Genomic DNA, 11,474 nt, shown 5'->3' with positions numbered 1-11,474 from the left:
GAAATGTCAGGCTATGAAATTAATTTTGATGGTTTAGTCGGTCCAACGCATCACTATGCGGGATTGTCATTCGGAAACGAAGCATCCACCAAAAACCAAAATAATCTTTCCAACCCGAAGTTGGCTGCCAAGCAAGGTCTGTTAAAGATGAAAGCTTTGGCCGACATGGGCTTAAAGCAAGGTGTATTTGCACCGCAAGAACGCCCACATGTCCCGACTTTGCGCAAATTGGGTTTCCGTGGTGATGATCACAGTGTCATCGAACAAGCGATGAGAACTTCGCCTGCGTTATTGTCAGCGTTGAGTTCAGCATCCTGTATGTGGACTGCCAATGCGGCAACGGTTTCACCGTCGGCGGACAGTGCAGATGGTCGTGTGCATTTTACTGCGGCAAACTTGAACAATAAGTTCCACCGTTCGATTGAGCATGAAACGACATCACGCGTGATGGCAGCTATGTTTAAGGATGAACGCCACTTCGCCCATCACGAAGCACTGCCACCTGTGGCATTGTTTGGTGATGAAGGTGCGGCAAACCATAACCGTTTAGGCGGTGCTTATGATCAAGCCAGCGTGCAAGTGTTTGTCTATGGTCAGCAGTTCCTCGGTGGTGGCATTGGTCCGAAACACTATCCTGCACGTCAGTCGCGTGAGGCAAGTGAAGCAGTCGTACGTTTACATCAACTCAAAGCGGAACAAACGGTATTTGTCCAACAACATCCCGATGTGATTGACCAAGGCGTCTTCCACAACGACGTGATTGCGGTGAGTAACCAAAACGTACTGTTCCACCATCAGCATGCATTTTTGAATCAATCTGAAGCGTTGTCAGAAATTCGCGAAAAAATGGCGCGCTTGGGTCAAGAATTTGTGTCCATTGAAGTGCCTGATCAGCGTGTTTCAGTCAAAGATGCGGTCAATACTTATTTGTTCAATAGCCAATTGCTCACGCGTGCCGATGGCGGGATGAGCATTGTGGTGCCTGAAGAATCGCGTCAAAACCCAGCAGTGTGGGGCTATTTAAACGACATGATCCAAATGGGCACGCCGATTGATGACATCAAGGTGTTTGACCTGCGTGAAAGTATGCGCAATGGCGGTGGCCCTGCATGTTTACGTTTACGTGTAGCAGTGAATGAAGCAGAACTGAATGCGATCAATCCAAATCTATTCATGAATGATGCCTTGTTTACCCGTTTAAATACGTGGGTGGATCAGTACTACCGTGACCAGTTGGCGCAGCAAGATTTGGCTGATCCGCAATTATTGATTGAAAGCCGCACTGCGTTAGATGAACTGACGCAAATTTTGAACTTAGGTTCGGTGTATCACTTCCAACGTTAAGCAATCGTGCAGGGAAAGCAGATGATAGATTTTCTAGGTGATGTTTTAGCACAACGTGTCCCGACTGTATCGCATGGCGTACAGCATGGTTTTCGTTGGGAATGGTTGGCTGAAGGTGTTTTATCTTTTACGCCGAAACAGGCTTATGAAAAAGCGGTCGTGCTTTCCGCGGGTGTGCATGGCAATGAAACTGCGCCAATCGAGTTGTTGGCGCAGCTGAGTCAAGATTTGTTTGCAGGGGCATTAGAGCTCAAGGTTAAGTTATTACTGATTTTAGGTAACCCTATTGCGATTCGCACAGGGCAACGTTATGTTGAAAATGATATGAACCGCATGTTCTGCGGAGCTTATCAACAATTTACCGATACAGTTGAAGCGCAGCGGGTGGCGGTCTTAGAACAGATCGTCACCGCTTTTTTTAATGATAGTCCTGCTCAAGTGCGACGCTATCATTACGATTTGCACACTGCGATTCGCCCATCTTTGTTGCCGACTTTTGCCTTATTTCCTTATCAAACCCATGACTATGATGTGGTGATGCTGGACAGCCTAAAAGCTGCGGATTTGGATGCCGTGGTGTATCACAATGCAGTAGGCCGTACCTTTACGCACTTTAGTAGCGCTCAGTTTCAAGCAGCCAGTTCGACCCTCGAACTTGGTCATGCCAAACCCTTTGGACAAAATGATTTGGCAGCTTTCGCCGCGATTAATCATGTGCTTCGCGCCGTGGTGAGTGAACAGTCCTTACCTATACGTCAAAAACAAGCAATTCAAACTTTTCGAGTCGTTGATTCGATCATCAAAACTGAAGATGACTTCCAGCTTAATTTGGCAAATTCTGCGCCTAATTTTTCCGTGTTCGAAACCGATGCCGTGATTGCTCTGCAACAGGGCAAACCGTATGTGACTGCACCTGAGCAGGTTCGAATTTTATTTCCGAATACTCAAGTGAAAAAGGGGTTAAGAGCAGGGCTGATATTAACTGAGGTTCATCCTTGATGATTTCAGTCAATTTATTAAATGTGATGATGGTGGTTTATCGAACTTAAGTCGTTAAATTAATTTTCAATGGAATTGAATATATGGATATTGAGAAAAATATTAATTCAATATTTTCATCTGTCGATCATAAGGGTAGTTATAATCGATGGATGATTTTGCGTTGTGTTTTTATTAAGTTATTGTTTTTTAATATAAAATAATTAAATTTGGCATGGGTTTTGCAACCTGTGTGAGTATTATTTTGCCGCCATAAAGAGATGAATAGTGTGGTGCTGAATAATAAAAATTAATGTTATTGAAAAATAATATGTAGCTTAATTTTGGACTGAGATGAAATAAGGAATTATCTAAATCTGAGTCCCATATTTACACCCATTGGGTTGTAAATTGGAGTAAAAACATGATGAATGGAAAACAGACCCATCAACAAAAAGAGCCTTTAGACGGTGATTTACTGGGTGGACATCATTACGAGTCAGTTGAGGAAGAACAACTGCAACGCTCACTGACCAATCGTCATATTCAGATGATTGCGATTGGTGGTGCCATTGGTACAGGTCTTTTTATGGGGTCGGGCAAGACACTCGCTGTGTCGGGTACTTCGATCATCTTAACTTACCTTATTATTGGCTTCTTCTTCTTCTTCGTCATGCGTGCGATGGGGGAACTACTGCTTTCTAATACCAATTACAAATCTTTTGCAGACTTTGCAACAGCTTATTTGGGGCCGTGGGCAGGGTTCTTTTTGGGTTGGTCGTACTGGCTCAGTTGGATTGTCACAGCAATCGCGGATGTGATTGTGATTGGAGGTTATGCACAGTTTTGGTATCCCGATCTCCCCGCATGGATACCCGCCTTCACCTCCATTGCCATTTTGACTTTATTGAACTTTGTTGCGGTAAAACTGTTTGGTGAAGTGGAGTTCTGGTTTGCTTTAATTAAAATTATCGCGATCATTATGTTCCTCTTGGTCGGTGTCTATCTGATTACGATTGGTTTTGTCTCTCCAGATGGTGTGAAAGCATCTTTAGCCCATGTGGTCGAGAAAGAGTCACTGTTCCCTTATGGTCTAACGGGCTTCTTGGCCGGTTTCCAAATTGCGGTATTTGCCTTTGTCGGTATTGAATTGGTGGGAACTACAGCAGCAGAAACCAAAGACCCGCATCAGGCTTTACCACGCGCGATTAACTCAATTCCATTACGTATTTTATTGTTTTATATCGGTGCTTTGGTTTGTATTATCGCAGTCACTTCTTGGTCGCAGATTTCTCCAGACAAGAGTCCATTTGTTGAAATGTTTACGTTGATTGGCTTGCCCGCAGCAGCCAGTATTGTCAATTTTGTCGTGGCTACTTCTGCCATGTCTTCAGCGAACAGTGGGGTGTTTGCCACCAGTCGTATGTTGTTCGGTTTAGCGGTAGAAAAAGATGCACCGAAAAGCTTTGCTCGACTGTCGAAAAGCAAAGTACCTGTATTGAGTTTAATGTTCTCGATGTTCTGTGTGGTGGTAGGTACTTCTATTTTGTTCATTGTGCCTGATGTCATGACGGCATTTATCATCATTTCAGCCTTCACCTCGATTTTGTGTATTTTCACCTTTGCTATGATTATTTTGTCGTACTTGGCTTATCGCAAAAAAGCGCCTGAACTGCATGAACAGTCGGCGTATAAAATGCCAGGTGGACGTTTTATGGCATGGTTTACCTTGTTGTTCTTAATCTTTGTGGTCGCGATTTTGGCGCTCGATCATGACACCATGATTTCGTTGGCGTTCTCTCCACTTTGGTTTATTGGATTGGGGATTGCTTATTATTATAAAACGAAAAAATATGCAGAGCGTAACTGGATTTTGACCCATGGTCGCCGCATTGAACAGGATGAAATGCCAGAAAATAATTAAGGAACAGAGGGGGAATATTCCCCCTTTATTTTTATCGCAAAACAGAGGGATTTATTTTGAAAAAAGCGACACTTTGGGCATGCATGTTGGGTGCAGGATTACTCCATATACAGAGCAGTTTTGCCGCACCGTTATTGACGCCACATCTTTCAGCGACACAGGTGGCAGCACCACAGGCCAATGCCTGGGTCGAAATTAATGTACAGACCTTTGAGCAGAATATTCAGACCTTACAACAGCAACTACAGGACAAAAGCCAGATTTGCGCGGTCATGAAAGCCGATGCTTATGGTCACGGGATTGAACTGTTGATGCCGAGTATTATTAAGCTCAATGTGCCCTGTGTTGGTATCACCAGTAATGCTGAAGCCGCGATGGTACGTAAGTCTGGTTATCAGGGACGGCTGTTAAGATTACGTGCAGCGACTGACCAAGAAATCCAAAATGCTGCTTCCTTAAACATGGAAGAGTTGTTGGGGAACTATGAACAAGCACAGCACCTGTCAGAATGGGCAAAACAACAAGGTTTAACCCTTGCGTATCATTTGGGTTTAAATGCAGGGGGTATGGACCGAAACGGTTTAGAGCTGGACAGTACAATAGGTAAACAGGAAGCGCTACGCATGACCAAACTGCCAAATTTAAAGCTGGTGGGCATCATGACGCATTATGCTGTGGAAGATGAAAAATATGTGCGTGAACGTTTGGCTGTCTTTAACCAGCAAACGGATTGGATAATTAAAAAAGCCAAATTAAAGCGAGAAGCACTGACTTTACATACCGCAAATTCTTTTGCGACCTTGACGGTTCCAGAGTCACACCTAGATATGGTACGTGCAGGCGGTGTGATTTATGGTGACAGCCTTCCAGATCGAGTTGAATATAAAAAGCTGATGACCTTTAAAACTCAAGTGGCAACAGTCAATGCCTATTTGAAAGGCACAACAGTCGGCTATGATCAAACGTATACCTTGAAGCGTGATTCACTATTGGCAAATTTGCCGCTTGGTTATTCAGATGGTTATCGACGGGCGTTTAGTAATAAAGCCTATGTACTGATTCGTGGGCATAAAGTGCCTGTAGTCGGGCGTACCTCCATGAATACTACCATGGTGGATGTCACTGATTTTCCAGATATTCGTGCCAATGATGAAGTGGTCCTGTTTGGCGAACAAGGGGGCGCAATAGTGAAGCAAAGTGATTTGGAAGAATACAATGGTGCTTTGCTAGCAGATGTCTACACCATGTGGGGTAACTCTAATCCGAAAGTTGTGGTTCGGTAGAGTAAAGGGGGGACTCTGTTGTTTTGACCTCCTCACTGACAAAACCATTACTTGCTTCATGCAGCATTTCAGTGATCAGTTCATTATTAAAATATTGTTTTTAAGAATGAACTGACGGTTTTATTCGAGGCAGTGTATATGTGGATATGCACTGCTTTTTCATATCTCGCATCGATGATTTGCAGTTTAAGGATGGAGTTGAACTGTGTTGGTATTCTCCGAATTAGTTATAGCGTCACGTCATTTTTCGCTTAAAACGCTTGATAGGTGATTTAAATTTTGACGATTTTTTTGCATGCAAATTGATCAAAAAGCTAGTCAGCTTGAGTTAAGTATTGAAATCAAAAACTATTTTTTGAACAGTCTGGTTCGCTGAAAAAATAAAATAAAAGCAAATATTATTTGTAAATAATAATCTAATTGATTATGATTCGCATCCACAAAGTATCCCTATATCAATTATCTTTCCTAGCCGCCGTCCTTGAGGGCATGGAAAAGTAATTTGAATTATATGTAATGATTATCAATATCATTTAAGAGGTGGGTTTAACCGCATGAGTATGAAGCAATATCAGTCGCAATTTTCGGGCGACGAAGTTAAAAGTTTGAACCTCCGACCTTGCTATTTATCATTATGTTTGGCTGTGCTCATGACCACAGCTTTGAGTTCTAAGAGCTTTGCACAAGACAATGTTTTAGTTTCAGCCTCACTTCCAAAGATTACGGTTTATGCTGAACATGAAGATCAAGCCGCAGTTTCTAAGACAACGATTAATCGGGAAAATTTAGATAAAACTGGGGTGACCGATATGGCAAGTATCGTGAAGTACTTGCCTTTGGTACAAGCGCCATTTTCAGTTGCGGGCAGTGGTACCTTTTTCGATGGAACTGGAACGAGTGGTTATAACATTCGTGGGATTGATGCCAACCGTATTGGCTTAGATATTGATGGGGTTGATATTGCTGAAGCGACGGTCAGCTCTTATGTTCCGCCTAACAGTATGAGTCAACGTGGTGCAGGTCGTGATTATATCGAGCCTGAAATGTTTAGCTCGGTAGATATTGTTTCCGGAACAACAGATGCATCTACTGACGGAATCGGTGGACGCGTTTCATTTAAAAACAAATCTCCCGAAGATTATTTGGTAGATGGAAAAACCATTGCGGGTACTGCCAAAGCAGGCTATAGCTCTGCGGATGAAGCATGGTTAAGTTCGGTAACAGGGGCGGTAGGCAATGATGAGGTGAAAGCCTTAGTTGCTTATGCTCATCGTGATGGACATGAAACAAAACCTAACTCGAAAACCAAAGCGTTCCCAACGGATTGGAGCTCTGATGCCGTATTGAGCCGAGTTATATGGGCGCTCTCCGATCAGCATCAGTTTAATTTGACAGGAGATTTCTATCGTAAAAGTGCCGATACCACAGACATTAGTGCCAGTTTATTTAGTAATTATAAAAGCGATGCCACCCAGCAGCAGGACATAGATCGTACCCAATTTAGTCTTGAACATATTTATAAACCTGAGTCATTGGCACTATTTGATCAGTTGAAAAGCAAAATTTGGTATCAGGAATCAAATAACGAAACCGCGACTTCATTTATGAATAATGCGAATACGAAACGTGATTTCTCAACCACTTATAAAGAAAAAAATACAGGGATTAAGTTTGATGCATCGAAGAACTTAGAGCAGCAGACTTTAAAATATGGTCTTGCGGTCGACCAAAAAGATTATTCCAGTACCAAAGTCGATTTACGCAATGGTGCAACACTACCAACACTCTACCAAGATGGTTACTTACTGGATTCTGAGTTAAAGCGTTATGCAGCCTATTTCTCAGATGAAATTCGTTTGGGGCTCTTTGGTCGTGACTTAACCCTAACACCATCGCTTCGTTTTGAACGACAGGAGTATCGACCAGATTCTTCGAGCTATAGTGATGTCCAAGCACGTGACTTTAGTTATGTTTCGCCGGGTTTTGCGGCCAGTTATCAATTCACTCCTGAAAACTACAGTTATTTTAAATACACACGCGGTACACGTATCCCATCACCTACTGAGATGGGTGGCATCTATCAAACCACCGCAGGCAATCCAAGTTATATCGTGATTGGTAACACGAATCTTGATGAAGAAACCAGTGATGCATTTGAAATTGGACTGAGAAATACTTCAATTGATGGTATCAAGTTTGATGTCACAGGTTTTTATACCAAATACAGTGACTTCATCGATTACCACAACTATGACACCACACCACAATATCCTTATGGTTACTACCGTGCAGAAAACCTAGCCAATGCCGAAATTTGGGGCGGTGAGCTGTCTACACGTATTGATTTGGGTCAATTTATTCCATACTCGGATGGATTTAGCCTCGCTTTAGTGGCAGGTAAAACCAAAGGCACCGCAGAAAATAAAGATGGCCTGAAAAGTGGGGTGAATTCAGTACAACCTGAAAAGGGCAGCCTCACCTTTGCTTATGACCACCCAGATAAAGTCTTTGGTTTAGGTTTAACTGCAACTGCGGTCGGGGACAAAATTGCATCTAAAGATGTGAGTACCTACCAAGATGACGTGGAGTATCAACATGTTGCAGGTTATGCCGTGTTTGATCTCTCAGCTTACTGGAATATGAATAAGTTCACTAAGTTGAACGTGGCGGTGAATAACATCTTTGATAAGACGTATTGGGACTATGCCGCAGTGGGCACCATTACAGGAACGAACCAAGCCAGTCTGATCGATCGTGCCGCAGAACCAGGTCGTAATATTGTCGCAAGTGTCGAATTTAAATACTAATTTCAAAGCTAGATAGAACTGAGATTCCGTCTAGCAAACTTAACCTTCAGGAAATGAAATCACCATGAAAATCATGACTACATTGGCAACGGGCATCGTTATGCTAAGTGCTTCAGCGAGTATTTTAGCTGCAGACAAAACAGCACAAACGGATAGTTACCAACAAGCTTATGCCATTCATGCGCTTTATCACCCAGAAAATAAACAACCGAGTGCTGCACTGGTAACACAGCAATATACGCAGGATTATGCCGCACTTTTTGCGAACACTAAAAAAGTGACAGCCGAACAGTTTGCACAATTTGAACAGGAACGCTTAGACCCTGTACTTAAGCAACGACGTGAAATGTCTTTAAAACAGGCACATGTCCGTTATGGTATTTTAGATAAAACTAAAGATCAAAAGTTGACGTTGAAAGAGTTCCAAGCCTCTGGTGAAAAGACTTTTGATGGTTTTGATCAGAACCAAGATGGTTTGATTAATGCTGAAGATGCAAAGTTGGCTGGGGCAAATACAGGGACACATGATGGTTTCCGTGCCAAATTACCCATTTCAATGCCGATGCCAAGTAATGTGAATGAGTTTATCGCGCAATATGGTCAGGGTAAAAATTATGTGACGTTGGGCGACTATTTAACAGCGCGCGATAAACAATATTTTGAGACCGACACCAATCAAGATTTGATTGTGACTGAACAAGAATATGTCGACGAGTTTATGCAACGTTTTGACCATAATTTGGCGACTGGTACAACTCAAATGCAGGAGATTGCTGCACAGCAATTCAAAGCCATTGCAAAGGGTAAAACCACCATTCAAGCAAACGATATTAAACAGTATGCAAAAAAAGTAGGGCAAGCCTCAGCTCAATAAACAGGCCATACCTTTAAGCCATCTATGAATGGCTTAAAGGGGAAACTGATTTGGTTGACGATGGACAACGATACATAAATGGAATATCAACGATGAAAAAAATAGGTTTGGCTTGCTTACTGAGTATCTTGGTCGCAAATGGTTGGGCACATGCACCTTTTGTTGCACCAAGCAATTATGTGATAGAAGGTGGGAACACTGCAATCTTGGCAGGATTTGCAGAGCAACCCTTCGACTCAGAAGTGGCGATTAAAGGCTTTAACTTTAAAGTACTCACGCCGAAGGGAGAAACTCAAGAGTTAACCCTGAGTCATAGCAAAGCTTTAAGTCTAGCCGAAGTGAAAACGGATCAAGTGGGAACTTATGCAGTTACTGGACTCCGAACAGGTGAGCTTAAATATGCAAAAGTGGGGCAGCGTTGGTTACGTATCTTAGATGCAAAAGCTGAAGATTTAGCGCCACTGGCTGAACGTCACTTTATGACTCCAAGTGAAGTACAAGCGAAAACCCAGCAGTTTACTGTGCAACGTGTTGATCAGTTGCTGAGTTATTTTTCTAAGCAACAATATAGTGCGGTGAAGCAAGAGCACGCCCAACAAGGTTTAAGATTAGAGTTTTCAGGACATCCAAATCAAATTTCATTAAAAACACCATTCAGAGTGAAGTTGAATTTGGGCAATAAAGCTGCGTCAGGTTTTCAGGTCACACTAGAGAAACAAGCCACCACATTGGATGAGCCTGAAAAAACGATCCAGTTGGAGACCAATGGTTTAGGTGAAGTCACTTTGCCATTTTCAGCGGTCGGGCAGTACCTTGTCATCATCACCTCACCAGAACAGTCTGAAAAGATTAGACCCAATGCTCAAACCTATAGAACGATTTTGAGTTTATACGTCAACCCTTAAACTTAAGCTAAGACAAAGAGGAAATTCACAGAAAGCTGTTCTAGTTGCTCTCGGCTGAATCATAGACCTATAGATGATAAGCGCTGCGTGATTTTCTTTTGAGCATTAAAGAATATTACGTAGTTCGCGTGCGGTTTCTTGTAGTAATGGCAGTATGTGTTGAATCAAATACTCTTTAGTTGTGCGCATGGTAGGGGAAACAATATTTAAGGCTGCCACCACTTTTAACTGTTGCCCATAAATCGGAACGGCAAGGGCATGTACGCCCAATTCATGTTCCTCACATGAATAACACCAACCTTGCTCTCGAATTTCATGCAATAAAGCCAGAAATGTTTCATTGTTGGTATGGGTGTATTTGGTTAGGCGTTGTAGCGGATACTGATTCAGCCATTCATATTGTTCCTGATCATCTAGATAGGCCAGTAAAATTTTGCCTGCCGATGTCGCATGTGCAGGTAAACGATTTCCCAAATGTAGACCATAAGGATTGACACGATCCGTTTGTTGGTGCGCGGCACTGCGTGCAATGGTAATGGCTTCATAGCCATCTAGAACCATCACGGAAAAAATGAGTGAGGTTTGATTGGTGAGCAGGTTCAGCAAAGGCTGTGAAATTTTAGGAAGATGTGCTCCACCCAAGTAAGACCCTGAAAACTTAAGAATTTTAGGAGTTAAATAAAAATAATGGCCATCAGATTCTAAATAGCCTAAATATTCAAGAGTGAGTAAATGGCGTCGTGCCGCGGCACGGGTCATGCCTGTGCGTTCTGCTGCCATAGTGATATTTAAACGATGTCGGTCAGTACCAAAGCTGTCGAGAATGGCCATACCTTTACTGATCCCTGCGACAAAATCTTCATGTCGAATGGTTTTTTTATTGTCTTTGTGTTGAAGACACTTTTCTCTTGTCTCAGTTGCTTCTTCCATCGTGTTCCCTTTATCCATTTTTATTTCTTCATTATTTTTACTATAACGTGAAATCAGAGTGAAATAATCAGGTTTTGTTCGATATATAGGTATTTTGTTCGATCATCGAACAAAACCTGTGGTCACTATCTATCCCAAAGCGGAGAAATTATAAAAAATGAACAGATAAGGAAATCGAACTAAAAAACTAGGGAATGTGGTTTTAGCTGAATCATACCTCCAGTATAAGTTAGTTTTCCGCGCCTTTTCAAATTTGCATGATGCACAATGGAGTTATCTAATGATAGATAAAAGCGCGGCATCCCTCGCGGAAGTGCTCTCCCAAATCACCGACGGCTCAACCATCATGATTGGTGGTTTTGGTACAGCAGGACAACCTGCTGAACTGATCGATGGCTTAATTCAACTCGGCATTAAAGACCTCACCAT

At 42.5% G+C, this 11,474-nt stretch carries 9 protein-coding genes; 8 read left to right on the top strand and 1 reads right to left on the bottom strand.

Features of this window, described 5'->3' with window-relative positions:
* Positions 1 to 3: 3 nt before the first annotated feature.
* The 7 genes from astB to RR876_RS11110 all read left to right on the top strand — a co-directional run bounded on the left by astB (position 4) and on the right by RR876_RS11110 (position 10,115).
* A complete protein-coding gene (gene astB / locus RR876_RS11140; protein WP_332477988.1) occupies positions 4 to 1,344 on the top strand; it encodes an N-succinylarginine dihydrolase in 1,341 nt (446 codons plus the stop codon).
* Between the two features lie 21 nt (positions 1,345 to 1,365).
* The gene (astE, locus tag RR876_RS11135) at positions 1,366 to 2,343 is read left to right on the top strand and encodes a succinylglutamate desuccinylase (RefSeq protein ID WP_332477987.1); all 978 of its coding nucleotides are present in this window, start codon (positions 1,366 to 1,368) and stop codon (positions 2,341 to 2,343) included.
* A gap of 403 nt (positions 2,344 to 2,746) precedes the next feature.
* Positions 2,747 to 4,246 (top strand): amino acid permease, encoded by a 1,500-nt coding sequence (locus RR876_RS11130; protein ID WP_151836949.1) that lies wholly within the window; start codon positions 2,747 to 2,749, stop codon positions 4,244 to 4,246.
* Positions 4,247 to 4,302: 56 nt separating this feature from the next.
* A complete protein-coding gene (gene alr / locus RR876_RS11125) occupies positions 4,303 to 5,529 on the top strand; it encodes an alanine racemase (RefSeq protein ID WP_332477986.1) in 1,227 nt (408 codons plus the stop codon).
* A gap of 560 nt (positions 5,530 to 6,089) precedes the next feature.
* A complete protein-coding gene (locus RR876_RS11120; protein WP_332478060.1) occupies positions 6,090 to 8,336 on the top strand; it encodes a TonB-dependent hemoglobin/transferrin/lactoferrin family receptor in 2,247 nt (748 codons plus the stop codon).
* Between the two features lie 64 nt (positions 8,337 to 8,400).
* Positions 8,401 to 9,210 carry a hypothetical protein gene (locus RR876_RS11115; protein ID WP_332477985.1) on the top strand — a complete coding sequence of 270 codons (810 nt, stop codon included), beginning with the start codon at positions 8,401 to 8,403 and terminating at the stop codon, positions 9,208 to 9,210.
* Between the two features lie 92 nt (positions 9,211 to 9,302).
* Positions 9,303 to 10,115 carry a DUF4198 domain-containing protein gene (locus RR876_RS11110; protein WP_332477984.1) on the top strand — a complete coding sequence of 271 codons (813 nt, stop codon included), beginning with the start codon at positions 9,303 to 9,305 and terminating at the stop codon, positions 10,113 to 10,115.
* 105 nt (positions 10,116 to 10,220) lie between these two features.
* Here RR876_RS11110 and pcaU read toward each other — a convergent pair whose 3' ends face one another.
* Positions 10,221 to 11,045, bottom strand: a complete 825-nt coding sequence (gene pcaU / locus RR876_RS11105) for an IclR family transcriptional regulator PcaU (RefSeq protein WP_004981412.1) — start codon at positions 11,043 to 11,045, stop codon at positions 10,221 to 10,223.
* Positions 11,046 to 11,325: 280 nt separating this feature from the next.
* On the opposite strand from pcaU, the gene RR876_RS11100 reads away from it, so the two are divergent.
* Positions 11,326 to 11,474, top strand: a 149-nt coding sequence (locus RR876_RS11100) for a CoA-transferase (protein WP_332637082.1), incomplete at its 3' end; no start/stop codon positions are given.

It is taken from the genome of Acinetobacter sp., assembly GCF_036666595.1.
In the GTDB taxonomy this organism is placed as follows: Bacteria; Pseudomonadota; Gammaproteobacteria; order Pseudomonadales; family Moraxellaceae; genus Acinetobacter.
Note: the sequence above shows the minus strand (reverse complement) of the source record. Positions and strands in the feature narration are given on the sequence as shown.

What these genes read in the sequence shown, in the direction of transcription:
- astE (WP_332477987.1), top strand. Translation starts at nt 1,366, where the DNA reads ATGATAGATTTTCTAGGTGATGTTTTAGCACAACGTGTCCCGACTGTA.
- RR876_RS11130 (WP_151836949.1), top strand. Translation starts at nt 2,747, where the DNA reads ATGATGAATGGAAAACAGACCCATCAACAAAAAGAGCCTTTAGACGGT.
- pcaU (WP_004981412.1), bottom strand. Translation starts at nt 11,045, where the DNA reads ATGGAAGAAGCAACTGAGACAAGAGAAAAGTGTCTTCAACACAAAGAC.
- RR876_RS11120 (WP_332478060.1), top strand. Translation starts at nt 6,090, where the DNA reads ATGAAGCAATATCAGTCGCAATTTTCGGGCGACGAAGTTAAAAGTTTG.
- astB (WP_332477988.1), top strand. Translation starts at nt 4, where the DNA reads ATGTCAGGCTATGAAATTAATTTTGATGGTTTAGTCGGTCCAACGCAT.
- RR876_RS11115 (WP_332477985.1), top strand. Translation starts at nt 8,401, where the DNA reads ATGAAAATCATGACTACATTGGCAACGGGCATCGTTATGCTAAGTGCT.
- RR876_RS11110 (WP_332477984.1), top strand. Translation starts at nt 9,303, where the DNA reads ATGAAAAAAATAGGTTTGGCTTGCTTACTGAGTATCTTGGTCGCAAAT.